The 23740-nt window shown below is 35.8% G+C and carries 26 protein-coding genes; 12 read left to right on the plus strand and 14 right to left on the minus strand.

Translation table 11 applies throughout. The annotated features are described in order from the left end of the window. Window positions 1-12: 12 nt before the first annotated feature. From MOC86_RS00435 to MOC86_RS00450, 4 genes are read right to left on the minus strand one after another with little or no spacing between them, the layout of a single operon-like run. Entirely contained in the window at window positions 13-1176 is a 1164-nt protein-coding gene (locus tag MOC86_RS00435) for a YheC/YheD family protein (RefSeq protein ID WP_268582279.1), read from the minus strand. Next, window positions 1173-2504 carry a YheC/YheD family protein gene (locus MOC86_RS00440; RefSeq protein WP_268582280.1) on the minus strand — a complete coding sequence of 444 codons (1332 nt, stop codon included), beginning with the start codon at window positions 2502-2504 and terminating at the stop codon, window positions 1173-1175. Before MOC86_RS00440 ends, MOC86_RS00435 begins: the two co-directional genes overlap by 4 nt. After that, window positions 2497-3570 (minus strand): YheC/YheD family protein, encoded by a 1074-nt coding sequence (locus MOC86_RS00445; protein WP_268582281.1) that lies wholly within the window; start codon window positions 3568-3570, stop codon window positions 2497-2499. Before MOC86_RS00445 ends, MOC86_RS00440 begins: the two co-directional genes overlap by 8 nt. 17 nt (window positions 3571-3587) lie before the next feature. Beyond that, window positions 3588-4916, minus strand: a complete 1329-nt coding sequence (locus tag MOC86_RS00450) for a YheC/YheD family protein (protein ID WP_268582282.1) — start codon at window positions 4914-4916, stop codon at window positions 3588-3590. A gap of 215 nt (window positions 4917-5131) precedes the next feature. Between MOC86_RS00450 and MOC86_RS00455 the strand changes: the two genes are divergently transcribed. The 3 genes from MOC86_RS00455 (at window position 5132) to MOC86_RS00465 (ending at window position 8093) form a co-directional block, all read left to right on the plus strand. Beyond that, on the plus strand, window positions 5132-5497 hold the full coding sequence (locus tag MOC86_RS00455) for a YlbF family regulator (protein WP_019393923.1): 366 nt from the start codon (window positions 5132-5134) through the stop codon (window positions 5495-5497). A 118-nt stretch (window positions 5498-5615) separates the two neighbouring features. Beyond that, window positions 5616-6491 carry a Cof-type HAD-IIB family hydrolase gene (locus tag MOC86_RS00460; protein WP_243514661.1) on the plus strand — a complete coding sequence of 292 codons (876 nt, stop codon included), beginning with the start codon at window positions 5616-5618 and terminating at the stop codon, window positions 6489-6491. 102 nt (window positions 6492-6593) lie between these two features. Then, the gene (locus MOC86_RS00465; protein WP_268582283.1) at window positions 6594-8093 is read left to right on the plus strand and encodes a coproporphyrinogen III oxidase; all 1500 of its coding nucleotides are present in this window, start codon (window positions 6594-6596) and stop codon (window positions 8091-8093) included. Window positions 8094-8124: 31 nt separating this feature from the next. Here the strand turns inward: MOC86_RS00465 and MOC86_RS00470 are convergent, their stop codons facing one another. Next, a complete protein-coding gene (locus MOC86_RS00470; protein WP_268582284.1) occupies window positions 8125-8310 on the minus strand; it encodes a YhzD family protein in 186 nt (61 codons plus the stop codon). A gap of 175 nt (window positions 8311-8485) precedes the next feature. Between MOC86_RS00470 and MOC86_RS00475 the strand changes: the two genes are divergently transcribed. Together MOC86_RS00475 and MOC86_RS00480 are read left to right on the plus strand one after the other, a co-directional pair. Then, the gene (locus tag MOC86_RS00475; RefSeq protein ID WP_268582285.1) at window positions 8486-9541 is read left to right on the plus strand and encodes a 3'-5' exoribonuclease YhaM family protein; all 1056 of its coding nucleotides are present in this window, start codon (window positions 8486-8488) and stop codon (window positions 9539-9541) included. 99 nt (window positions 9542-9640) lie between these two features. Then, window positions 9641-9829 (plus strand): sporulation YhaL family protein, encoded by a 189-nt coding sequence (locus tag MOC86_RS00480; RefSeq protein ID WP_019393918.1) that lies wholly within the window; start codon window positions 9641-9643, stop codon window positions 9827-9829. A 43-nt stretch (window positions 9830-9872) separates the two neighbouring features. Here MOC86_RS00480 and MOC86_RS00485 read toward each other — a convergent pair whose 3' ends face one another. Further along, window positions 9873-10751, minus strand: a complete 879-nt coding sequence (locus MOC86_RS00485) for a peptidylprolyl isomerase (protein WP_243514652.1) — start codon at window positions 10749-10751, stop codon at window positions 9873-9875. Between the two features lie 238 nt (window positions 10752-10989). Here MOC86_RS00485 and MOC86_RS00490 point away from each other — a divergent pair, with 238 nt between their 5' ends. Continuing rightward, window positions 10990-11073, plus strand: coding sequence for a YjcZ family sporulation protein (locus MOC86_RS00490; RefSeq protein ID WP_019393916.1), 84 nt, complete (start codon window positions 10990-10992; stop codon window positions 11071-11073). Between the two features lie 123 nt (window positions 11074-11196). Here MOC86_RS00490 and MOC86_RS00495 read toward each other — a convergent pair whose 3' ends face one another. After that, window positions 11197-11376 carry a hypothetical protein gene (locus MOC86_RS00495; RefSeq protein WP_040057191.1) on the minus strand — a complete coding sequence of 60 codons (180 nt, stop codon included), beginning with the start codon at window positions 11374-11376 and terminating at the stop codon, window positions 11197-11199. Window positions 11377-11723: 347 nt separating this feature from the next. Here MOC86_RS00495 and MOC86_RS00500 point away from each other — a divergent pair, with 347 nt between their 5' ends. Then, a complete protein-coding gene (locus tag MOC86_RS00500) occupies window positions 11724-12065 on the plus strand; it encodes a DUF1878 family protein (RefSeq protein WP_111923704.1) in 342 nt (113 codons plus the stop codon). On the opposite strand, the gene MOC86_RS00505 is transcribed toward MOC86_RS00500, so the two are convergent. Next, window positions 12059-12655 carry an HTH-type transcriptional regulator Hpr gene (locus tag MOC86_RS00505; protein WP_061803238.1) on the minus strand — a complete coding sequence of 199 codons (597 nt, stop codon included), beginning with the start codon at window positions 12653-12655 and terminating at the stop codon, window positions 12059-12061. The two genes, MOC86_RS00500 and MOC86_RS00505, sit on opposite strands and share 7 nt — an antisense overlap. 288 nt (window positions 12656-12943) lie before the next feature. Then, window positions 12944-13327: a YtxH domain-containing protein gene (locus tag MOC86_RS00510; protein ID WP_268582286.1), complete on the minus strand. Its 384-nt coding sequence runs from the start codon at window positions 13325-13327 to the stop codon at window positions 12944-12946. A gap of 91 nt (window positions 13328-13418) precedes the next feature. Between MOC86_RS00510 and MOC86_RS00515 the strand changes: the two genes are divergently transcribed. After that, entirely contained in the window at window positions 13419-13610 is a 192-nt protein-coding gene (locus MOC86_RS00515; protein WP_268582287.1) for a hypothetical protein, read from the plus strand. Window positions 13611-13677: 67 nt separating this feature from the next. Here MOC86_RS00515 and MOC86_RS00520 read toward each other — a convergent pair whose 3' ends face one another. The 3 genes from MOC86_RS00520 to MOC86_RS00530 all read right to left on the minus strand — a co-directional run bounded on the left by MOC86_RS00520 (window position 13678) and on the right by MOC86_RS00530 (window position 15971). Next, window positions 13678-14202 carry a tryptophan transporter gene (locus tag MOC86_RS00520; protein ID WP_268582288.1) on the minus strand — a complete coding sequence of 175 codons (525 nt, stop codon included), beginning with the start codon at window positions 14200-14202 and terminating at the stop codon, window positions 13678-13680. A gap of 96 nt (window positions 14203-14298) precedes the next feature. Next, complete coding sequence (gene serC / locus MOC86_RS00525; protein WP_268582289.1) at window positions 14299-15396, minus strand: 3-phosphoserine/phosphohydroxythreonine transaminase; 1098 nt, start codon at window positions 15394-15396, stop codon at window positions 14299-14301. 140 nt (window positions 15397-15536) lie between these two features. Then, window positions 15537-15971, minus strand: a complete 435-nt coding sequence (locus MOC86_RS00530; protein ID WP_243514637.1) for an HIT family protein — start codon at window positions 15969-15971, stop codon at window positions 15537-15539. Between the two features lie 616 nt (window positions 15972-16587). On the opposite strand from MOC86_RS00530, the gene MOC86_RS00535 reads away from it, so the two are divergent. The 3 genes from MOC86_RS00535 (at window position 16588) to MOC86_RS00545 (ending at window position 19345) form a co-directional block, all read left to right on the plus strand. After that, window positions 16588-17331, plus strand: a complete 744-nt coding sequence (locus tag MOC86_RS00535) for an ABC transporter ATP-binding protein (RefSeq protein ID WP_061803244.1) — start codon at window positions 16588-16590, stop codon at window positions 17329-17331. After that, the gene (locus MOC86_RS00540) at window positions 17324-18541 is read left to right on the plus strand and encodes an ABC transporter permease (protein ID WP_268582290.1); all 1218 of its coding nucleotides are present in this window, start codon (window positions 17324-17326) and stop codon (window positions 18539-18541) included. Before MOC86_RS00535 ends, MOC86_RS00540 begins: the two co-directional genes overlap by 8 nt. A gap of 84 nt (window positions 18542-18625) precedes the next feature. Continuing rightward, window positions 18626-19345: an EcsC family protein gene (locus tag MOC86_RS00545; protein WP_268582291.1), complete on the plus strand. Its 720-nt coding sequence runs from the start codon at window positions 18626-18628 to the stop codon at window positions 19343-19345. Window positions 19346-19365: 20 nt separating this feature from the next. Here MOC86_RS00545 and MOC86_RS00550 read toward each other — a convergent pair whose 3' ends face one another. Then, window positions 19366-20751: a hypothetical protein gene (locus MOC86_RS00550; RefSeq protein WP_268582292.1), complete on the minus strand. Its 1386-nt coding sequence runs from the start codon at window positions 20749-20751 to the stop codon at window positions 19366-19368. 103 nt (window positions 20752-20854) lie between these two features. Beyond that, a complete protein-coding gene (locus tag MOC86_RS00555; RefSeq protein WP_268582293.1) occupies window positions 20855-21364 on the minus strand; it encodes an antibiotic biosynthesis monooxygenase family protein in 510 nt (169 codons plus the stop codon). A 225-nt stretch (window positions 21365-21589) separates the two neighbouring features. On the opposite strand from MOC86_RS00555, the gene MOC86_RS00560 reads away from it, so the two are divergent. After that, complete coding sequence (locus MOC86_RS00560; protein ID WP_268582294.1) at window positions 21590-23722, plus strand: transglycosylase domain-containing protein; 2133 nt, start codon at window positions 21590-21592, stop codon at window positions 23720-23722. The last annotated feature ends 18 nt before the right edge of the window (window positions 23723-23740 follow it).

A 23740-nucleotide genomic window follows, 5' to 3' on the forward strand; every position in this document is an offset into this window, starting at 1 on the left:
GAAGAGAAAAAACTACAAAAATGAAAGTTCGATAAATAAATTGTGCAAGTTTTCAGCACCTTTTATTCGTATGTGTTCTTCATCAAAAATCATCGGTTTTGCATTTAGTTCAAGTACATAATACCGATTGTCAGGTGTTTTTAACATATCGATTGAAAATTCTCCAACAAAAGAGTGAAGCTTTATAAGCTGTTCTCCACAGTAGTGAGCAATCTCCTCTACTTGCTTTATGTTAATCTCTTGGTGAATATCTTCAAATGGAATAATTTTTCCCCCTTTTGGAACGTGGGTTGTCAAAGATTGAGTTCCAGCTTGCCTAACACCAATTCCACTTATAAGAAACTTATTAGCCGATCGGTGCATAAGAAGGCGGAGGTCATATCGTTTGTCTTGAAAAGAAGCTGAAGGAAGTGCTTTTTGCAGAATGACTTTGTTATGTTTATGAGCAAGCTCTTTTTCGTAAAAATCGGTAAAAGTTTGATATGTTCGTGTTTCGATAAAGTCTTCAACAATATAGACATTTTCTTTTATCTCTACTACGAAAATTCCTTTTCCCTTTCGGCCGTGGCTTGGTTTTACGTAAATTTTCTTATGTGTTTTTAAAAAATGTTGTGCTTCGTGCTTTGACGTAAAGAACAAAGTAGGAGGAATATGACGTTTTAAAAAAGGATGAGAACTTAAAATGTCATGCATATCTTCCTTTGAAAAAAACGCTTTATTGAAGAATGGAATGTTATATTTCTTTAAAGTTTTAAATAGGCGCTGCACCTTTTTTTTCTGCTCATATTTTCTAGAAGAAATACGGTTATATACAACGTCAGGGAGTGGCACTTTTACTTTTTTCCATTTTTCTTGATAGAGAATATAGCCAGAAATAGAGTCGTCTTTAAAAGACTCGGCAGTGAAGAAGAATGGAAATGCACGACTGTTAGTGAGAAAGGTATGAAGATGAAGAAAATATTCATATGGTACTTCTTTATTCGTTTTAAGTTGGCGAGGCGAGATTAGAATACCGATAAGAGGACCGAGGCGATTTTGATACAATTTAACAGAAAAAGAGTAGGAAAAAGGGTCACTATCATATGCTTTTTGTAAAATCTTTTTACCAAATAAAAGAGAAGAAGCTTCTTTGTGGAAAAAGCATTCTTTCTCTTTATTATAATAGAGGAAAGTCATAGGATTACAGCCTCTGTTCTTTCCAAAGATTCCTTCGTTAAGAAAATGGCAAAAGCGTACAGCATTTGACGTGTTTTTACGTCTTGCTCATGAAGGATAGGATACTTAAAAATAGAGCGCCCTGGTCGCGAATTTGCTTCGAAAAGATATAATTCTTCATTTGCATCCATTCCAAAATCAAACCCAATTTCCCCAATCGTTCCATCTAACGTTTCTTGAAGATGTTTGCTAAGCGTTAAAGCAGCTTCCGTAAGTTTCTTCTCGACCGCTTCAGTGCGATCTTTAAAAACGTCTTCTAGTCTTTTTACATAGCCACCATTTCTAAGATGTGTTGTGATCGCATCTTCTCCACTTACTTTAATTGCTATTGCCGTAACTTCCCACTTTCCATCCTCATTTCGGTTTGTATGAACTCGAAAATCAAAAGGACTATTATTGTAAGATAATAATGACATTTTCTTCTGAATAATATAAGGTTGTGCTTGTTTATGCTTTTTCAAGAAGTTAATGAGCTTTTGGAAAGAAGAAAAAACTTTGTTTTGACCTAAATCCTTACTTTCACAATGATATCCTTCACTTGTTGCTTCAATAACAAACATTCCTTTTCCTAAGCTGCCATGAATAGGTTTTACATATACATGGCCATAAGAACTAAGCATTACTTTTAGATCAGAAGAGGTTGAAAAGAGCCTTGTTGGCAAGAGCCATCGACTCTCTAATTTTCCTAGCGATTGATACGTATCCCATTTGTTAAAAAAGGTCGGATTAAACCAAGGAATATCATATTCTTTTTGAAGTTTTTCTTTTACTTTAAGAAGTGTATTGTCTTTTTCAAGTTTACGATTTGGAAGGCGATCATATATAACATTTGGAAATGGAACTTTATGTCTAATCCACCCGTTTCTACCGTAGAAGTATCCTGTTACAGTTCCTTCGGTGAAGTCTAAATCAGAATGGCGAAAAATGAAAGCAGAACACCCTTTTTCTTTTGCACTTGTTAAGAGTTTGGCAAAAAATAATGAACGTTGAGCAACTGGACGAAGCATAGAAGAGGTGAATCCAGCTGTGAAAATACCGACGAGAGGACCGATATATAGAACATGATCTTTCACAAAAAGATGAAGCGTTACTTTTGATTTCGGGAAGGACAAAGCTGTTGCGAGATCTTGTGAAATTAATAAAGTAGGTTTTTCATGAAAACGAATTTGACATGATACCATTTTTGTTCCGTATGCAATTCTTTTAATATTGTTCTTTTTAAAACGTATAGGAGCATACACGATTTGTGAGGAAGCTGTTGTAAGATGAATGTCTACTTTTTCAGGCACGCTGCTCAACTCCTTTTCTCTGTTCTAGAAAGCAAATATAAGCAAATGGTCTATCATAAATTTGCTTAATTTCTTTTTCTGTTAAAATTGAAGAAATTTTTCTGCCTGGTTTTGAATTTATATCAATTACAAAAAGGTGACCATCTTTTGTAAATGCAATATCAATTCCAAGTTCAAAAAGAGGACCAAAAGCATAATCAAGCGCCTTAGGCAAAGTTTCCACAATATCTTCTAACGCTTTTTGCACAGATAGTCTAGTTTTATGGTCATAAAGGTAGAGGCTGTCAATGAAAGACGAAATCTTTCCACCTTGGCTTAAGTTTGTTAACAGCGTTCCTTTTTTTCCTTTTCGAATAGCTCTCACACTCTCAATCCAGGTCTCGTTCTTTTTCTGTACGAGAAGGCGTATATCAGATGGTGAACCGCTCCATTGCATATTGAGGTATGGTTGAATAAGATAACTTTCTGTAAGAAGTTTTTCGTATAGCCAACTTATAAACTCCTCATGTGCTGAAAAAGAATTTACGTTCACTTTGCCACTATGTTGTGTATAAACGTGAATTTTCTCTTGGAGTGTGATAAACAAAATCCCTCTTCCGCCGCTGCCACAAAGCGGTTTTAACACAATCTCTCGGTCCGTTTTCAATCTCTCATATACATCAGCCGGTGTGTTGGGGAAGGTTGTATATGGAATATAAAAAGAGAGGCTTTGATGCTGCTGTAAAGCGCCGAAAACCTCCTTTTTATTTGGGAGACCATAGCCAAGAAATAATATGTCATGTTGATTTTTTAGCACTCTCATGTTTCGTTTAGCTCTCATTGAACTTCTGTCATTTTTATAAAAGCATCTGTCATAAAGATAAGAGGGGATAGGAAATACGTCTTCAACAAAATCCTGTTCTAAATGGTCATATCGAAGTCCATGAACATTCTTGTCTTCTATCGAATAGCTGTCAGGCGTAAAGCGATAAAAGGTGATGTTGTGAAGGTGAGCACGTTTAGCAAGCTTATAGGCGTAGTCTTTTTCTTGTTGAAGAGATAATGTGATAAAACCTAATGAAGTCATCGTCTTCACTCCTTTTACTAAAAACCGCTTAACCTGCAACAGTAGCGCACAAGTGCTTTTGTAGATGGTCTTGTTTGCCCATTTTCGGTTAGAAAAAAGCGCTTCGAAGGCTTTGTGTTTACTTCAATAAGCCAAAGCGATCCATCTTCGTCAAGTGCTAAATCAAGACCGAATTCTCCATACAACCCTTCATTTTGAGCGCAGAGGCAGTGACAAATTTCAAGTGAAAGTTCGCGTAAAAGCTCAAGCAGATGTTTCATTTCACGGTGAGAATAAAAGGTTTGTAAAAGGTCTTTAATCGGCATAAGATCTCCACCCTGTGAAAGGTTGGAAACGAAGCCGCTTTTTTTAGAAACACGAGCTACCATTGAAGTGATACCCCATTTATCTTCTTGTTTTCTATGACACAAAATTCGAAAGTCAAATGGTCGGTTAGCAAGCTTTTTTAATGAAAGTGTTTCTTGAAGTAAATAGTTTCTCTTCTTGAATTTTGGATATAAATTTTTATATAACGTAGTGAAATTATCATATATTTCTCTTTCACCTGTTTCAGCACAATCAACAAGGTATGTGCCGCTTCTTTCTTGTACTTTAAAAATCTTCTTCCCTTGACTTCCATTAATAGGTTTTAAAAATAGAGATCGATGAGCACTAAGAGCGTTCATCAAATCCTCTTTATTTTGAAGATAATAAGTCATAGGAAGGAAAGGCGTTAAATGCTCATATTGTGATAAATGCTCGTGTACAAACCATTTGTCAAGAAAGCGCTGATTGAAAAAAGGAATGCCTAGGGATAAGATGTCTTCTTCAAATTTTTCAAAAGCTGCGCCATTTTCTTTTTTTCGACTATGAACTCTATTGTGTATAACGTTTGGAAGGGGAACATGGTCATATTCAAAATCTTCATCTTTCATTACATAGCCAAAGCATTCTTGACTGTCCCAATGTTTAAACGTAGTTACAAAAAACAACCCACCTATTTCACAGCAATAATCGTGCATTTCTTTACAAAAGTCAGATAGAGAAGGCGGAATAGCTCCTTCCTTTGATAGGTTGATCACAACTGTAATAACAGGACCGAAGAAAATCTCTTCATTGATAATTTTTATTTGAAGAGAGAGAGAATTAATTGGCAAACGAAGCATTGTAAAAAGGGAAGAAGAGAAATAGACCGTATCTTCTTTGCTTTCAAAAACAGCCACCTGTGCTTTTGCTTTCTGCTTTCCTACGTAAACGTTTGTATCGTTAGATAGCTGCTGTTGTTGTGCGATATGGCTTGGTATCCAAACCGTATCTTGAAGCTCTTTTGTTGATGATAATTGAATCGCTACAGTTATTGGTTTCATTGTCAATCCTCATTTAAAAAGAAATTAGGCGAATGTTGATATATCGTATGAATAAAACAAACTGTCGGTGAGAAGAAGAAAGGAAAAAGGATCAATTTCCTTTCTTGCTTTCACTATTTAGGGGGAAAAAAACCTCAAAGGCTGAAATGTATACAATAGTTTGTTATAGTAGAGAAGGTAAACGAAAGCCTAAACTAAGGTAGGAGGATTTTTTTATGACTAATGTATACGATGTAGCGTACGAATTAGAAAAAGCAGTACGTGAGAGTGACGATTACAAAAACCTAAAAAAATTATATGATGAAGTGAACGCAGACGAATCAGCAAAACGTCTTTTCGATAACTTCCGCAACATGCAACTTGAATTGCAACAAAAGCAAATGACTGGCCAAGAAATTTCTGAAGAAGAAGTTCAAAAAGCTCAGCAAACTGTTGCAATCATTCAACAGCATGAAGCAATTTCAAAATTAATGGAAGCAGAACAACGCATGAGCGTTCTTGTTCAAGAGCTAAACAAAGTTATTATGAAGCCACTTGAAGAGCTTTATGGTAATCCAGAAGATTCAAATTCTGTTCAATAATATAAAAGAGGAGTCGCAGAAGCGGCTCCTCTTTTCTTATGAAGCATAAACACGCCATATACATCATATTCATTACTAATCAGTCAGCAAGCAGACACCGAGGAAAGAAGGAGATGTAGTGATGTATCGCTTATTAGCATTGAATATTGATGGAACGATTTTGAACAATCAAGGACGTTTGACAAAGGAAACTAAAGAAGCTATTGATTATGTTAAGGATAAAGGAGTCTACGTAACAGTTGTGACAAATCGTCATTTTTCATCCGCTAAAAAAATCGCTAAAACATTGCGTCTTCATAAAAATCAACTCATAACTCACAGTGGAGCATTCATTGCTTCAAATGTCGATAAACCAACATATGAGCGTAGAATATCCGAAAATAAAACGTTTAACCTTGTTCAAGTGCTTGAAAACTTTGATTGCCATACGAGAATTTTACATGAGAAATTTTCACTCGGAAACAGAGTGAAAATTCACAATCAAGTGATGGCAAAGGCTGTATTAAAAAGTAATGAACCACTTTTTTATCCTATTCAATTTGTGGAATCACTAGGAGAAACACTTCGAGACAATCCAGTTTCTGCACCTAAAATCGAGCTTTATTTTCAAAGTCAGTATGAAAAAGAACAGGCAGAGCGTACGATTGCGTCGGCTTTTGATATTGAATGGATTTCATATCCAAATGAGCCTCGAGCATATATAGTTGAGAAAGGGACTTCAAAAGAACATGGGGTCTATTATGTTGCAACACAGCTAGGCATCTCGCTTGAAGAAGTTGTAGCAATTGGAAACTGCTATGATGATCTTGGTCTTGTAGAGTCTGTTGGCCTTGGAGTAGCAATGGGGAATGCACCAGATAAAGTAAAAAAAGCTGCAGGATGGATAACGCGTTCAAATAATGAGAATGGAGTTGCTTACATGGTAAAAGAATTGTTCCGTAAGCAACCCCGTATTGGCTATCTAGAGAAGATTGCTTCTCTTGATAAGCATTGACCTTTCATAGCTCTTTCGCTAAACTGAAAGAAGCTTAATAAAGAGAGTAGAAGTGGTGCATATTGTACCACTTTTTTCTATCTATAATGAAAGGTGATTACTTTGAACATTTTAATTAAAGGCCTTGATGATGAGCGTTTTGTGCGTCCTTTGCAACTTATTAGCGACTTGTTTTTCGAAGAAAGTTTTGTAACATTTGAAGAAGAAAAAGAAGTTGAGTATAAGATTCTTTTTGCCATTAAAACAGATGACAAAGTGAGCGTAGAAGGAATAATTTCTGAAAATGGAAATGAAAAAGCTTTTTCTGCTTCTTTTGAAAATAAATTTGAAGAAGAAAACGAAAAAGAGCGTTTTAAAATTGTGAAACGAACTGTTTCTTACGTATATTTAATGCTTTTGCAGAATGTTACAGAAATTGAACAGCCGTGGGGAATTCTAACAGGGATTCGTCCAACAAAACTTTTACATAACAAGCTTCGAGAAGGGATGACAAAAGAACAGGCACATGAAGAGTTGAGACGAGACTACCTCATCACAGATGAAAAAATTCAGCTTATGCAACGTATTGTTGATCGCCAGCTTTCTATTGTGCCTGATTTATATGAATTAAAAAAGGAAGTAAGTATTTATATCGGTATTCCGTTTTGCCCAACGAAGTGTGCCTACTGTACGTTTCCGGCGTATGCGATTAACGGCCGTCAAGGATCTGTTGATTCTTTTTTAGGTGGTCTTCATTATGAGATGAGAAAAGTGGGCGCATGGCTTACAGAACAGAATATTCCCATTACAACCATTTATTATGGTGGAGGAACACCAACGAGTATTACTGCTCGTGAAATGGACATGCTTTATGAAGAAATGTACGAAGCATTCCCCAACTTAAAATCCGTTCGTGAAGTAACTGTTGAAGCAGGAAGACCTGATACTATTTCAGAAGATAAGCTCGATGTGTTAAATAAATGGAATATTGACCGAATTAGTATTAATCCACAGTCATATACACAAGAGACGTTGAAAGCAATTGGACGTCATCATACAGTAGAAGAGACAATTGATAAGTTTCACCTTGCTCGCTCATTAGGAATGAAAAATATCAACATGGATTTAATTATTGGGCTTCCTGGAGAAGGTACAGCAGAGTTTCAACATACACTTGAGGAAACTAAAAAGCTTTTACCTGAATCGCTTACAGTTCACACACTATCGTTTAAAAGAGCTTCTGAAATGACCAAGAACAAGCAGCGCTATAGAGTAGCGGATCGAGATGAAATTACTGAGATGATGAAAATGGCAGAAAACTGGACAAACGAAAATGGATATGAGCCATATTACCTTTATCGTCAAAAAAATATTTTAGGAAATTTAGAAAACGTAGGCTATGCATTTAAAGGACAGGAAAGCATTTATAATATTATGATCATGGAAGAACAGCAGTCCATTATCGGCCTTGGCTGTGGGGCATCAAGTAAACTTGTTGATCCTACTACAGGGAAAATTACAAGGTTTGCAAACCCAAAAGATCCAAAATCATATAATGACAGCTATGAGCATTATACAGATGAAAAAATTCGTTTGCTTCACGAACTCTTTGATAGAAAATAAGAAAAGTCCCTTCTTTATATAAGGGACTTTTTTAGCGATTAAATAGCACAAGTTTACCAAGAGATGAAACACATCGGTATGTTTTATGCTCATAGTTCAAGTCTTGAAGACGTAGGGCCCCTATTTTCTTCGCCTCTGTTTCATTTTCTGCCTCAAAGGTTTCATCAAGAAGTTTCTCACCAGAAGACTCATAAACGGTTAGTGTATAGGTTTTCATAACATTCCTCCTTTTTTCTTATGTATGTATTTTTACTTCCCGGTATGACGGTGTTAGTAAACTACCTGAAATAAGAGAGAAATGAAAAAGTTGCTTATTTTTATTTTTAAAAAAGCTTTATTATTATTGTAGAAAATTTTTATTCAACATGAAAGTTTAGAGGAACAATGCTAAAATGAAAGAAGATTTCTATTCGTTACCAGTTTCGATTATAGTAGAAGTGAAGGGAAAAGAACAAAGAAAGAAGGGGAATATTATGCAAACATCTCGCTTATTGGATATTGATAAATCAACAAAAGGATTTGAGGGCTATGCACTTGTAAAAAATGCTTGGGACGCCACAAGTTCAAATGGTTCGCCTTATTTTAATATTACGCTTACGCAAAAAACAAAAATGATGGACTGCAAGCTCTGGGAAAATAAGTTTGCAGGGAAAAGTATTGAAGAACTTAAAGCATTATTTGTACCAGGGAAAATGGTCTATGTAAAAGGAAGCGTCTCTGAATTTAGAGGGAATTTACAGATGGCAATTACGAATTTCAGAAAAGCAGAAGAGACGGAAATAAACATAGGAGAATTTATTGAAACAGCTCCTGAATCATTGGAAGACTTACAAAATGAATATGAAGCATTTTTAGCAGAAATCCATCACCCTGTGATCCGAACGCTTTGTACAGATCTTTATGAAGAAAATAAACAGCGCTTTCTTAACTTTCCAGCTGCAACGTCTCTTCATCATAGTTTTGTCGGAGGCCTTCTTTATCACACTGTTTCAATGCTTCGTCTTGGAAAAAGCATTGCCTCACAATATCCACAAGTAGATAAAGATATTTTATATGCCGGCATTGCGCTTCATGATTTAGGAAAAGTTATTGAACTTTCAGATGCTGTTGCTCCGCAGTATACTTTAACAGGTAACTTCCTTGGTCACATTACAATTGTAGCCATCTTGATTGATCGTAAGCTACAGGAGTTAAAGGCTCAAGGAGAAATCACAAAAGAAGATGCTCAAAAAGTAATTGAACTTCAGCACGTAGTGCTGGCTCACCATGGCAAGCTTGAATATGGTTCACCTGTTCTAGCACATACGTTAGAAGCAGAAATTATTCACCAAATTGATATGATGGATAGCCGGATTAATATGATTATTCATGGTTTGCATGATAAGCAAGAAGGAGAGATACATAAAATACATCCGATTGGTAATTATTATAAACCTTTTTCATCTTAAAACTAATCCTCCTTTGTCATATTTATGGACAATAGTACATATATGACTAGTAGCAGAGAATTTAGAAAAAGAACTGCTAAACAGGGCAGGAGGGATAAGATGATCTCATTACCATTTTGGATTTATATTGTTGTAGCTGGTATTTTCTTTAGTGGCTTCATGGCAATAAGAGCAGCTCGAAAAGATCACGAACAAGAGCAAGGATTTATTGCTCAAGAAGGTGAAGCATATATGGAAAGATTGAAGGAAGAAAAAGAAAGAAGAAAAACAATTTCATCATCAAGCTAAAAAGGATGAGCAATTATGCTCATCCTTTTTTGTAGATAAAATATTATTTTTCACTTTCTTTAGAAGAGCTGTCTTCTAGATTAATGGCATCTTTTAAATCTTTGTCTTTCACTTCGACATTTTCTTCTTTTAGAATTTTATTAACAGCATTTTCCATATCACTTTCATCGATTTTAGAAAGTTTAACCTCTTGTTCAAGTTCATCTTTCATTTTATCGAAAGAAGGCACTTCTTTTTTATCGGTCAATTTAATAATGTGGTAGCCATATTGAGTTTTTACAGGATCACTAATTTCGCCCACTTTTAATTTTTGGGCTGCTTCTTCAAATTCAGCTACCATCTGTCCTGACTTAAAGTAGCCTAAATCACCGCCACTTTGAGCAGAACCATCTTGAGAATATTCTTTTGCAAGCTTAGCAAAATCTTCTCCATCTTTTAGTTTCTTCTCTACTTCTTGTGCTGTTTTTTCATCTTTGACAAGGATATGACTTGCCTTAAGTTCAGGCTTTTTCGCTTTATAAGCTTCTTTTAGTTCCTTATCTGATACTTTAATGTCTGCTGTTGCAGCTTTCTTACGTAGTAAGTTAATTTTGACCGCATTTCTAAATGTTTTCTCACCATTTTCAGACATAGCTGTTTCAACTGATTGAGCACCATACGAATCTTTTAACGTCTCAATTTCATTGTCAATTTCTTTTTTCGAAACTTTGAATTTTGAACTTAATACTTTTTCATCGACAAGTTCGCGGATTGCTTGATCTCCAACTTGATCTTTCATCATTTCATAAAGATCGTTTTGTGTTATATTGCCAGCATCTGTTTCAACAATTGTTTTGGAATCTGCGGAGTTTCCGTCATTGCTACATGCTGCTAATCCTAAAATTGTGGCTGCTGCTGTGAGCGCAACAAAACTTTTCTTCATAAAATTATACACTCCTACTTTTTGATTTTATTTACAGTATGTCCAAAATATATATCTATTTTCTCATTGTATCGAAAGAAAATAAAAAAGAAAAGAAAAAGTGAAATCTTTTGTAAAGATATCCATTTTTTGGAGATTAAGTTCCTTGGATAAAATATGTGAAAATAGCTAAAATGCCCATCCCGCTTTTTTTCTTCATGCATAGAATACAGTATTAGCAAGCAAAGGAGGTGCTGTTATGGGTAACGCATATGGAAGTGGTTTTGCGTTAATTGTAGTATTGTTCATCCTTTTAATCATCGTTGGTGCTGCTTGGTTCTAAAATATTATGATGTAATACAATCATTTGTCCTCTCTTATTCGAGAGGACGTTTCTTAAAAGAAGAAAAAACGCATAAAAGGAGCTGCATTTCTGCACCTTCTTTTATACGTTTTTTCTTGTAAACTATGTGTACAACAGTTCAACATATGACGAGACAAGTAGAATAGTGATCATCACATTAATGAAGCGAAACACTTTAGGCTGACGCTCTGCTGGAATTTCTTTTTGAATACAGAGCGAGTTCGTGAGCGCATTAATGTAGAATAAGATAATCACTGCGAAAACGATAAAAATCGTACCCATTTTCAAACATTCCCCCAAACCAAAGTTAAAAGCCTATATTAAAACTAATAGCATTGTTCGTAAAGCTTTTTTTATATATGCTAGCCGTATAATCATCCTTTTCTATCTTAACACTGTTAAGGAGTTTACAAAAGTTATCAGATTACAAAACTAGGATATCTTTGTAATATACCCTCTTTAGAATTGTCTTGAACAGTTAAATCCTTTACTATAAAAGGGAGCACATAAATCGTAAGTTAGCTGGTCCATAAAGCGCTTGAAGATTAAAAGGAATGCTGTAAAATAAAGGTATAAAATAAACGGAGTTAGCTTTACATATCGTCTCAATTTGTCAAAGGAGCAGGGGTATGGAATCTTTGGAAAATCGTATTGAACGTTTGGAGTTATATTTAGAGCTATTGTTAAAAGTAACGGATCTTGAATCACAGCCGTTTTATAAGCTTGTGATAAGCAAAAATCTCAATAAGAAAGAACTTGCGGAAGTTTATTCAATTTGTGAAGAACTTGCTAAGAAATATGAGGAGCAAAAGAAACAAGGACTTATTGACTTCGTTCCTTTGCTCACACAGTTCGTCGGACAACTACCTTATAAATTAAATCCACATGAGACAATTTATGCTTTACAACAACAAAAGCTGTATCCTGGTCTTATGGACAAACTAGCAAGCTTAGTTAGAAGGGTCTATTGAACAACCGCTTTTTCGATTTCAACAATATTTTCTTTTTTTCTTAACTTTCCATCTTCTTCGTCCATTTCTTCATCAATGTTATGGAAAGAGTGTTCAAAAATTTCCATGAAGTCATCTCCATACACTTTACGTACGATTGTCATAAGTTCAATAAATTCAGGGAATTTTCCGTAACATTCTTGAAGGGGAAGAGCACCTTGGAAAAGCGTACTTTCAGTTGGGTTGTAGTTTTCCATTAAATTTGTCAAAATGCCGTTTCCTTCATCTGTTAACTCAATATACGTATTTCTTTTATCATTTTCTCTTTTAGAAAATTGAAGTAATCCTCTTTCTTCTAACTTCTTTGAAAAGTTAAATGCAGTTGATACATGCATAACGCCAAACTTAGCAATCTCTGAGATTGAAGCACCTTTAAGATTGTATGCAATCCACAGGATATGATGCTCGTTAATGTTCAAATCATACGGTTTAATCCATTGCTGCCAATCTTTTTCGACCGCTTTCCATAGAGCTTTGCTAAGCTGTGCCATGCGTTGGCTGAACACTAAAGCTTCCTTCATTGTGAATTCTTTCTCATTTTGTAATTTCATCTCTCCACCCACTTTTCAATCAACTTTTTATTTATATTCTATTATGCCAATAAAATAATAAATTATAAAGATATAAATTTGCAAAAAAACAAAATTTTTTAAAAAAAGGAGTTGAAATTGCTTTAGAGAGGTATGACCTCTATAGGAAGAAGGTATGTAAGCGTAAATAAGGAATGAATATTCATGACATTAAATGAATATTCATTCTTTATTACAATATGTTGAGAAAACTTTTCCAAGCAATGAATAAAAAAATGACAAGCTTGTTAGCTTGTCATAAAAAGATAGTTAACTGCTTTGTGTTTCCTTTTTTTGTTGATTTCCGAGTTTATCTTCTAAGCCTTTTATATTTTGTTCAATTTCAGCTAGGTGGTTTTGAATTGACCGCTGATGTGGGGCAATATCTTCCTGAAAATTTGTAATCGATGCTTTTGCTTCAGGCGCAAGCTGTGAAAACGTTTCTTTGCTTTCTTTTACAACATTTTGAATCGCATTTTTTACATTTAAAGCATTCTCCTTAATGTCTTTCAGCTGAACTTTAAGCGTGTCACGAGAATCTGCTACACGCAGCTTCATATCTTTACTTGAACATGGAGTTGTTAATAACGCAATTGTTCCTGCTGTGACACTTCCAAATAAAATTCCTAACGAAAATGATGCTGCTTTTTTCATTTTTACACGCTCCTTATCCTTGTTCAACATAAGAGAAACATGCCTTGCATACCTTTAGAATAAACGAGTTGTAGTGAAAGGAAGTAGGAGCATGGCATGGATAATCTTTTGTTTATTCTTAACAAGTTTTCTTTTGTTCGCCATTACAGGAAAGAGGTTTATGGATCTGAAGAAATCAGCTTCATATCCTCCCAAACGAGTTCTTAGAAAACGAATTGTTGTTGAGGGAGGAACAGCATTTACAGTTTTCCTGCTGGCACTCTTACTATATTATGTAACCTAAATAAGTCTGTTTAAACATTTATTGGTTTAAAAAGAGCCTAGGTTTTATAAAACCTAGGCTCTTTTCATTAAGACATCTGAGAAGTAATCTTAGAGCGTTTAACAATGGTTTGTACAATTGGATAAATTACAATCATAGCAAACGTATTAACAGCTGTTGCGGGTAGTACAACGGCTGCTACAAGCCCAAAGAACTGTGCTGTTGAGAAAGATCCTAGTGCAAGAGCAGCTGTTAGGAAAATCATTCCTGAAACGATTGTTCCAATAGCTGTTAAAACGGCTGTTGATACGACAGACTGTTTGTAGCGACGAACAGCTAAAAATAATCCTAAAAATAAGAACGCTGTTAAAGGTTTGTCAATCATGTTTGCAACCTGCCCATTTGGAAACGAAGTTGTTAAAGCTGCGATTGCTCCCGTAGCAATTGCAAGAACAAGAACATTTCTTGCTTGTGGAAAAAGCATAATGCCTAAAAACATCATTGTTAACATCATGTCAGGTTTCATACCTAAAAAAATAGGTGGAATAATGGCATGCAGTACAGCACCCATCCCGACTAATAAAGCTAGTGATACTAATACTTTTGTATTCATTTCTCATCTCTCCTCTACTCATCTCTAAAGCTTCTAAACTAAGTACCTAACTATCTTTTATTATAACAAAAACGTGCGAAGTTACAATAAAAGGAACTATTTTACTGATTGAAGGTGTGCTTCACGATAAGACTTCATAAATTGGGCTAATGCTTGGCATGTTTCAATTGGTACTGCATTATAAATAGAAGCGCGACATCCGCCAATAGAGCGATGTCCATTTAGTCCAATGAATCCTTCTGCTTTTGCTTTTTGAAGGAAGTCTTTTGTTAATTCTTCATTAGGCATTGTGAACGTTACATTCATAAGGGAGCGGCTGTCTTTTCGTGCATGAGGTGTATAAAACTCAGGAAACTCATCCATTAAATCGTAAAGAAGAGCAGCTTTTTCTTCGTTCCTTTTTTGGATGCCTTCAACACCGCCGTTTTGCTCAACCCATTCTAGTACAAGAGAAAGCATATAAATACCGAACGTTGGTGGTGTATTGAATAAAGAATTGGCTTTAATGTGTGTTGTATAATCAAGCATTGTTGGAAGTCCGCTATTTTGCTGATTGAGAAGATCTTTGCGTAAGATTACAATTGTTACACCAGAAGGACCAAGGTTTTTCTGAGCTCCTCCATAAATAACAGCGAATTTAGATACGTCAACTTTCTTTGACAAGATGTCGCTTGACATATCAGCAAAAACAGGAACATCTCCAAAATCAGGGAAACCCTGCCATTGTGTACCATAAATTGTATTGTTCGTTGTAATATGAAGATACCCTGTATTTTCAGGCAACGTGTTTACACTTACTTCTGGAATATGTGTGAAAGAATCATCTTCTGTTGAAGCAACTACGACTGTTTCTCCGAAGTTCTTAGCTTCTTTAAGAGCCTTTTTAGACCATGATCCTGTCACAACATAAGCTCCAACTTTTCCTTCTTGAAGGAAGTTCATAGGAAGCATAGAAAATTGTAAGCTTGCTCCGCCTTGTAGGAAGAGGATTTCATGTGTATCTGGTATTTCCATTAATTTCCTCAGACGATCTTTTGCATCTGCTAGAACGTCTTCAAACTCTTTGCTTCGATGGGAAAGTTCCATAACAGACATGCCTGTTCCTTTAAAATCAATTAATTCTTCTTGAGCTTTCTTTAATACATCAAGCGGTAAAGCAGATGGACCAGCATTAAAATTGTGTGCGCGTACCATAAGTAAACTCTCCTTTATGAAAAATAATAATTTCATCTTATCACAATTTGATGAAGATGGAGGACAATTCTAATAATTATTTAAAATAAAAAATACCCGAACTATATTGACTTTGTTAATCAAATAATTCGGGTATTGAGTCATAAATTGATTTTATCCGCAATGTTTTGAGAGATTTCTTGTAAATCTTCATTAGAGTATTTTTCGCTATGTGTCTTCCATACCGCTCCAAAACCGTCTCCTTTGCCATAGCGAGGAATAAGGTGGAGATGATAATGGAAAACGGTTTGTCCTGCAATTTCTTCATTGTTATTTAAAACATTGAGACCTTCTGCTGAAAAAGCCTCTTTAATACCTGTAGCAATACTAGGAACTGCTTCAAATAGGTTTGATGCCACCTCAGGTGTTAAGTCAAAGATATTTCTTGTATGTACTTTTGGAATAACAAGCGTATGTCCCTTTGTTACTTGACTAAGATCTAAAAAAGCATAAACATGTTCATTTTCGAATACTTTGGCACTTGGAATGTCTCCGTTGATAATTTTACAGAAGATACATTGATCATCATGCTTCATTTCTAAACAACACCTTTCTGACTGTTTTATACGATTATTTTATCATAAGAAAGTCAAAAAGAGAAAAAAACAAAGGGCAGGACCAACGGTTGAAGGTCCTGCCACTTTTGAAGAAGGAAAAGGTTTTAATACGTCAAATTCTTAGGGGTACAAGCTACTTGGTAATCCGGTACTTGTCGTTCACAAACACCTCATTTAGCAAGTTCTTTTTAACGTAGGTTAATTTCTTACCTGGCCCTTGATAAACACCTCATTTACAAAATAAATGTGTATATAAGTTAGAATCATGGATTCTGTCACTATATACGGTTATCTTGTTCATGTGTTAATCTTAACGATTATGCTCCATCACGACCATCCCCTTGTTTTATATCCGTATCTTTAAATACCTTATAGAACAAGTAAATTGTCCTTGATAAACACCTCATTCATCAGTGTGATGAAAAAACTGTTTGTTTCCCTTCCTCGTTATATAGAATGTGCAGTTTAAAAAAATATATGCAATCCATTCTTTTTTTTTTCAAAAAGGGAGATGAAATGTGCAAAAGAGTAAAATTTGATACTATAAAGAAGAAAGTATGAGCTATACTGTTTAGGGAAGGGAGCGAGTCTAATTATGACTGCACTGTTAAAACTTTCGAATGTAACAGGAGGATATACGAGGAATCCTGTATTAAAGGATATTTCTTTTGAGGTGAAAAAGGGAGAACTCGTTGGATTAATCGGATTAAACGGAGCTGGGAAAAGTACAACAATCAAACATGTGATTGGTACAATGGAGCCGCGTGAAGGAACGATTTCTATTAATGGAAAAACATTAAAACAGGATATGGAAACATACAGATCACAGTTTACCTTTATCCCTGAGACACCTGTTTTATATGAAGAGTTAACGCTAGAAGAACATCTACGTTTAACAGCTATGGCTTATAACATCGATGAGAATACATATGAAAAGCGCTTGCCAGTTTTATTAAAAGAGTTCCGTATGGACAAGAAACTAAAGTGGTTTCCGGCTCATTTCTCAAAAGGAATGAAGCAAAAGGTTATGATCATGTGCGCTTTCTTAGTGCAGCCTTCACTTTATATTATTGATGAGCCTTTCTTGGGGCTTGATCCACTTGGTATTCAATCACTATTAGATTTAATGGTGGAAATGAAAGACCAAGGGGCAGCTATTTTAATGTCAACCCATATCTTAGCAACTGCTGAAAAATATTGTGATCGATTTATTATTTTACATAATGGAAAAGTACACGCATCAGGAACAATTGAAGAGCTTAGAATGCAATTTAGTATGCCAAAGGCAAGCCTTGATGAAATTTACGTAGCGCTTACGAAGGAAGATGGCTATGAATGACATAAATGCGCTATGGAGACAAAGATTCAAAGAAAATGCTAAAGAAATTCGGCGCTATGGACGCTATATTTTAAACGATCACTTAAAGTATATTTTAATCTTTTTTATTTTGATTGGAGCTTACTACTATCAGCAATTTCTTGAAGGTTTGCCAGAAAATTTTAATGGAGCCCCGTTTATCGCAATTGTTGTTGCTTTCTTTTTAACAAGAGGCACAGTATATACGTTTTTTAAACATGGAGATTTAGTATTCTTGTTACCGATGGAAAAGCGGCTTTCGTCATATATAAGAAATTCTTTTTGGTTAACATATATGATTCAGTTTTACGTTTTATTAATTGTTGTCGGAGTGCTTGCTCCTCTTTACTTGGCAATGGGGAACAATACATTTAAAAACGTGCTGTTTATTTTGCTTATTCTCACGGTCGTGAAAGGCCTTAATTTATTTATGACATGGGCTATTTCACGCTATCCAGAGAAAGGGATTCATGCCTATAGCGTAGTGTTCCGCTATATTTTGAATGCTTTAGTCTCTTACTTTTTGTTTGTTGACGCACATCCGCTTTTTTGGATTGCTACATTCTTCATTTTGCTCGTTTTAACAGTATATTTTTATAGTGATACAAAAAAGCGTCCTTTTTATTGGGAAGGTTTGATCTCTCTTGAAGAGAAGCGAATGATGCTTTTTTATAGATTAGCTAATTCGTTTACAGATATCCCTAATGTTGGAGATGAACCAAAACGTCGTCGCTATTTAGATGTTTTAGTACAGTTTATTCCTTATAAACAAAATGAAACATATCACCATCTTTATGCGCGAACTTTCCTTAGAGCTGGAGGCTATTTAGGGCTTGTCATTCGATTAACGTTTGTTGGAGCCTTCTGTTTATATTTCTTACCATTCACGCTTGGGAATATTGTGACAGTTCTCCTTTTTGTATATATGACAGCTATTCAGCTTATGCCTTTATGGAAGCATCATCACTATAAAATTTGGATAAATCTTTATCCAATTAGTGAGATGGTTAAGGAAGCAACGTTTTTGCGTTTCTTCTTCGTTATTCTTGCTGGGCAAGCTTTTGCACTAAGTGTTTTACTTGGAGTTTTCCATGCTCCATTAGCAGGAATACTTGCTTTTATTTCCTCTTTCATTGTGTTTTATTTGTTCACATATCAGTATGTGAGAGCGAAGATGAGAAAAAAGCGCTAAAACAATTGTTTTAGCGCTTTTTTTAAAAGTAATGTGCTACTTACTGTCTTTTGAGTCGTATAGTAAACAAAGGGGGAGAAAAAGATGACTTATGAACAAGACGTTCTTTATATGGCAGAAATGTGGAAACATGAACTGAATAAAAAACCTTCGATGTTTGAGAGAGCGGCTAAAAGAGCACAAATAGGAATTGCTAATAAAATTCCAGAGCGCTTTCATCTTGTTGTTACAGAAGCAATGAAAAAGATGGTGAGTGCTGTTTTGACAGGTTCTGATTATACAACAAAGTTAAAAGAGCCACTCCCAGCATCTTTCCAAGAGAGAGAGGAGAAAGTAAAAGAAGCAATTAAGCGATATCAAAAAACAGCATCGCTTGAAGGAGCGGGAACAGGAGCAGGGGGAATATTTTTAGGAATGGCAGATTTCCCACTTTTCTTATCCATCAAAATGAAGTGTTTGTTTCAAATTGCGCTTCTTTACGGACTTGATCTTAAAAAATACGAAGAACGAATTTATCTTCTTCACATCTTTCATCTTGCTTTTTGTCGCGATGATCATAAGAACAGTGTTTTACAAAATATTAAAGAGTGGGAAGAGAATCCTGAAAAGGAGATTGATTGGCGTACTTTTCAACAGGAGTATCGAGATTATTTAGATTTAGCCAAACTACTCCAACTTGCTCCAGGAATAGGAGCTGTTGTTGGAGCTGTTGTAAACTACCGCCTTGTTGAACATTTAGGGGAGACAGCAATGAATGTATATCGCTTGCGCTTGCTGCCTTCAAAAAGGGAAGAAAAGATCTAGCATAAATGCTAGATCTTTTTTTACATAAGGATAATTGCGACAATTGTTGTCACAACTAAGCCAATCCCAACAGGAAGAAGGTTGCGACGAGCAAGCTCAAAAGGACTTATATTACAAATTGCCGCTGCAGGAATAAGGGCCCAAGGAATAATAGTGCCTCCGCCAACCCAGATTCCAGCTATTTGGCCAAGTGCAGTCAAGGTAGCAATGCTACCATCAATAGAAGCTGCAAAAATCTTAGCAATAGATCCAACAAGAGAAATACCTGAAAATCCAGAGCCATCGAGTCCTGTAATAGCTCCTACTGCTGTTAAAGTAACCGCTGCAACTTCTTTCGTAAGCGGTACAGAAGCGGAGAGAGCAGCTCCAAGATCATTAACAATTCCATTGGAGTCCTGTGGTAAGTAATTCCCTACAATCGTAGTAAATCCAGCATCTCCAAGATAGAAGAAGGCTGCAATTGGAATAACAGGACCGAATACTTTAAAACCGAACTGAAAACCATCAACAAGATAAGATGTGGTTTTCTCAAGTCCATTTCTTTTATGACCCAAAAGGGCAATGGCTAGAAGGATAAAAAGCGCAGTACCACCGACTAATGCTGTCGCATCACTTCCTTGAAGATTTAGCTGAAACATAAGAAATATATCCATTATAAAGAGGAGCGGAATGATAGCGGCCATTATGATATTGGTTTTCTTTGAGAGAAGCTGTTTGTGCGTTTGCGCATTATTAGCTGAAGGGGGTTCAACGGAAATCCTCCCTAATTTCAAATCACGCTTAAGCAGAAAAAAAGCAGTAAAAGTTGTTACAACACCCATTGTAATTACAAGTGGAACACTTGCTTGTATAACTTCATGAACAGGAATACCTGCAGCATCACCCGTAAGTTTTGGTGCTGCTTGAATCACGAAATCACCTGAAAGGGCAATACCGTGGCCAAAAAGGTTCATTGCAACAGCAACGCCCATCGCAGGTAAACCAACTCGAAGTGCTACAGGAAGCAAAATAGCTCCAATTAAAGCAACAGCAGGAGAGGGCCAGAAAAAGTAAGAAATGCTCATCATGAGAATTCCCGTGATCCAATAGGCGAGCGTGGGAGTTCTGATGAATTTTGCAAAAGGAGAAATCATGGTATCGTGAATTCCTGTTGCAGTAAGCGATTTACTCATCGCAACAATAATGCAAATAATTAAAATAGTTGGTAAAAGCTCTGTAATGGCGTAAATAAAGCTATTAAATACATTACTAATAGCGTTTGGTAAAGAAGGATGAGCAATAAAAGAAACGAGAAATATTCCTACAATACATAAAATGGTTGTATCAAGTCTTTTGACCATAAATCCGATAATAAGAAAAATGAAGAGCACATATGTCCAGTGAATAAGCGTCAATCCCATATCCATCATTATGCCTCCTACGTCCTAACGTAATATAGCATATGTGATAGAGAAATTTTTGTGATAAACACCTATAAAAGAAGCCTTCCGAAAATTCGGAAGGCTTCTTTTATGCTTCTTTTACTCTGAATGATGTTATATAAGATGGTCTCGGAAAGACTTGTTTTTGCTGATCAAGTCCTTCAGACGTTCCTGGTTTCTTATGAGCCGTCTTAAAAGAATTGGATTCTTTCCAATCAAGAAAGCTTTTTTCATCTTCCCAGAGAGTAAAAATCACGTATGTGTCGCTATTTGTTGGACGCAGTACGCGTAAAGCTAAAAATCCAGGTTCTGTCTCAATTTTTCCTGCTCGGTTTTTGAAGCGGTGTTCAAAAAGAGGGCGTCCTTCTTCTGTGACAGGAATGTTGTTAAAAACAGCAAATCCATTTTTGACAATCTCTCCAACAGAATCTAGTACTTCGTAATTTCGTCCTTCTTTAAAAAAAGTGTCTCCTTCCGTTTCGTGAAGAAGAGCAGCATTGTCAGGAGAAACAAGTAAAAGCGTATTTTCCTGAAGATGTTCATTTGCAAGTTTACCTAAATAATTTTCAGTTCCATTTGTAATATAAACTTTCTTCATCAAATCATCTCTCCCTATAGGTTTGCTTAGTTATGGAAAAAAATACAAAACTATGCATATGAAAGCTTTTCCAAACTCATATTAAAAGTATAGAATGTTTTCTCTTGTGGAGCAAAGAAAAAGGTTAACATTATATGGCTGGAGATTTCCAACACTTTCTATTATCATGAAGGAAGTGTTTTAGAACCCCCTAGTTGGTTTTGGCACAAAGAAGAGGTGAAAATAATGTATAAGAAAGGAATTGTTGCAGGTGGAATCGTTGTTGGACTCCTGTTAGTAGGTGTTATCGGCTACTTCATTATTATTCTTTTAGGAGATTACATTATCGACGAGAAAAAGCTTGTTTTAAATTCTGCCACAACACTTGTGGATCAAAACGGCAAGGAAATTACGAAACTATACGTAGAAAACCGAGATCCCGTTCCAATTGAAGACATTCCAGACCATGTAAAGGAAGCATTTATTGCAACAGAAGATGTTCGTTTTTACGAACATAATGGAATAGATTTAAAATCGATTTCAAGAGCGGTATATAAAAATATTTTAGCAGGAGGAAAAGCGGAAGGAGCAAGCACCATTACCCAGCAACTTGCTAAAAATGTGTTTCTATCAAATGAAAAAACATTCTTGCGTAAAGGAAAAGAAGCCATTATTGCCATGAATCTTGAAAATCGCTACAGCAAAGATAAGATTCTAGAAATGTATTTAAATCAAGTGTACTTAGGACAAGGAGCATATGGAGTGCAAGCAGCTTCACATGTTTACTTTAATAAAGACGTTTCAGAATTAACAGCAGATCAAAGTGCAGTTTTAGCTGCTATGCTTAAAGCACCAACAACATACTCTCCAATTCTAAATCCTGATAAAAGTTTAGAAAGACGCAATGTCGTTCTTGGACTTATGGAGAAGTCAGGATATTTATCAGCGAAGGAAACGGTACGGCTTCAAGGGAAAACGCTCGGAACAGATGTTGTGACACGTGCAAAAGAGCCTAGCTATTTTACGTATTTTGATATGGTGATGGAAGAAGCCAAAGATAGGTATTCTTTATCAAATGAAGAACTTCTAAGAGGTGGCTATAAAATTACAGTACCGTTAAATACGAGCGTGCAAAAGAAAGCATATGAACTGTTTCAAGAAGGAAGCTATTTTCCAGGAACAGATGATAGCGTACAAGGCGCTTTTGTCCTTCTTGATAACAAAACAGGTGGAGTCACCGCTGCAATTGGGGGAAGAGATTATGTTCAAAAAGGCCTTAATCGTCTCAATATTAAGCGCCAACCAGGATCTACTTTTAAGCCGTTAGCGGTTTATGGACCTGCTCTTGAAGAGAAAAAATTTAAGCCCTATTCACTTTTAAGAGATGAAGTTGTTTCATATAACGGCTATGAACCACATAATGCCCATGAAGAGTACCGAGGGAAAATCACTATGTATGATGCATTAAAAGATTCAGTTAATACATCTGCTGTGTGGACATTAAACAAACTTGGGGTCCCAAAAAGTAAGGAATATTTAGAGAAACTCCATATGCCTATTGAAGATAATGGTCTCGCTATTGCGCTTGGTGGTTTAAGAGAGGGAGTAACACCTCTACAAATTGCTTCAGCATATCAAACATTTGCTAATGGAGGTGTTCACGTCGAGCCTCATTTTATTACTAAAATTCAAACAGCAGACGGAGAAGCGGTGAAAAAAACTGAAAGAGTAAAAAAAGAAAGAGTATTTTCCAAACAAACATCGTGGTATATGACAAAAATGCTACAAGCAGTTGTGGAAGATGGAACAGCAACAGCCGGAACGTTCTCAGGAGCTCTTGCAGGAAAAACAGGTACAACAACCTTTCCAAATGTCAAGGGAGCCAATAAAGATGTTTGGTTTGCAGGATATACGCCACAGTATACAGGGACAGTGTGGATGGGATATGACAAGACAAACTCTTCTCATTATTTAACAGGAGGAAGCTCAAATCCAACCATTCTTTTTAAAGACATTCTGTCGCAATCTTCTATTGAAACGAAAGAGTCATTTAAAAAACCTAAGAAGACAAAAGATTTAAAAGATCCGATTCGGTTAGAGAAAATCGATGACTTAACAGGTGATAAAGGCGTGTTTTCTTTAACGCTAGAATGGACTCCTTCAGAAGATAAACGCGTTGTTTACTATATTTATGAAGAAAAAGAAGGCGAAACAAAGCTTGTTGGCAAAGTAAAAGGAAAGGGCAAATATGAAGTGGAAGGAGCTAATGTTTTTAGTTCTTCAACATTCTACGTTATACCTTATAACACACAAACGAAAGAACGTGGAGAGAAGTCAAATAAAGTATCTCCGTCTCTTTTTGGATTTCAAGCTTCCTGAATCGCACATCTTTTTGAC

The sequence above is a fragment of the Priestia endophytica genome (assembly GCF_026790145.1).
GTDB classification, from domain to species: Bacteria; Bacillota; Bacilli; order Bacillales; family Bacillaceae_H; genus Bacillus_I; species Bacillus_I endophytica_A.

Coding starts and splice junctions, on each gene's coding strand:
- MOC86_RS00435 (WP_268582279.1), bottom strand. CDS start 1,176: ATGACTTTCCTCTATTATAATAAAGAGAAAGAATGCTTTTTCCACAAA.
- MOC86_RS00445 (WP_268582281.1), bottom strand. CDS start 3,570: ATGACTTCATTAGGTTTTATCACATTATCTCTTCAACAAGAAAAAGAC.
- MOC86_RS00450 (WP_268582282.1), bottom strand. CDS start 4,916: ATGAAACCAATAACTGTAGCGATTCAATTATCATCAACAAAAGAGCTT.
- MOC86_RS00455 (WP_019393923.1), top strand. CDS start 5,132: ATGACTAATGTATACGATGTAGCGTACGAATTAGAAAAAGCAGTACGT.
- MOC86_RS00470 (WP_268582284.1), bottom strand. CDS start 8,310: ATGAAAACCTATACACTAACCGTTTATGAGTCTTCTGGTGAGAAACTT.
- MOC86_RS00475 (WP_268582285.1), top strand. CDS start 8,486: ATGAAAGAAGATTTCTATTCGTTACCAGTTTCGATTATAGTAGAAGTG.
- MOC86_RS00480 (WP_019393918.1), top strand. CDS start 9,641: ATGATCTCATTACCATTTTGGATTTATATTGTTGTAGCTGGTATTTTC.
- MOC86_RS00485 (WP_243514652.1), bottom strand. CDS start 10,751: ATGAAGAAAAGTTTTGTTGCGCTCACAGCAGCAGCCACAATTTTAGGA.
- MOC86_RS00490 (WP_019393916.1), top strand. CDS start 10,990: ATGGGTAACGCATATGGAAGTGGTTTTGCGTTAATTGTAGTATTGTTC.
- MOC86_RS00495 (WP_040057191.1), bottom strand. CDS start 11,376: ATGGGTACGATTTTTATCGTTTTCGCAGTGATTATCTTATTCTACATT.
- MOC86_RS00500 (WP_111923704.1), top strand. CDS start 11,724: ATGGAATCTTTGGAAAATCGTATTGAACGTTTGGAGTTATATTTAGAG.
- MOC86_RS00505 (WP_061803238.1), bottom strand. CDS start 12,655: ATGAAATTACAAAATGAGAAAGAATTCACAATGAAGGAAGCTTTAGTG.
- MOC86_RS00510 (WP_268582286.1), bottom strand. CDS start 13,327: ATGAAAAAAGCAGCATCATTTTCGTTAGGAATTTTATTTGGAAGTGTC.
- MOC86_RS00515 (WP_268582287.1), top strand. CDS start 13,419: ATGGCATGGATAATCTTTTGTTTATTCTTAACAAGTTTTCTTTTGTTC.
- MOC86_RS00520 (WP_268582288.1), bottom strand. CDS start 14,202: ATGAATACAAAAGTATTAGTATCACTAGCTTTATTAGTCGGGATGGGT.
- serC (WP_268582289.1), bottom strand. CDS start 15,396: ATGGTACGCGCACACAATTTTAATGCTGGTCCATCTGCTTTACCGCTT.
- MOC86_RS00530 (WP_243514637.1), bottom strand. CDS start 15,971: ATGAAGCATGATGATCAATGTATCTTCTGTAAAATTATCAACGGAGAC.
- MOC86_RS00535 (WP_061803244.1), top strand. CDS start 16,588: ATGACTGCACTGTTAAAACTTTCGAATGTAACAGGAGGATATACGAGG.
- MOC86_RS00540 (WP_268582290.1), top strand. CDS start 17,324: ATGAATGACATAAATGCGCTATGGAGACAAAGATTCAAAGAAAATGCT.
- MOC86_RS00545 (WP_268582291.1), top strand. CDS start 18,626: ATGACTTATGAACAAGACGTTCTTTATATGGCAGAAATGTGGAAACAT.
- MOC86_RS00550 (WP_268582292.1), bottom strand. CDS start 20,751: ATGGATATGGGATTGACGCTTATTCACTGGACATATGTGCTCTTCATT.
- MOC86_RS00555 (WP_268582293.1), bottom strand. CDS start 21,364: ATGAAGAAAGTTTATATTACAAATGGAACTGAAAATTATTTAGGTAAA.
- MOC86_RS00560 (WP_268582294.1), top strand. CDS start 21,590: ATGTATAAGAAAGGAATTGTTGCAGGTGGAATCGTTGTTGGACTCCTG.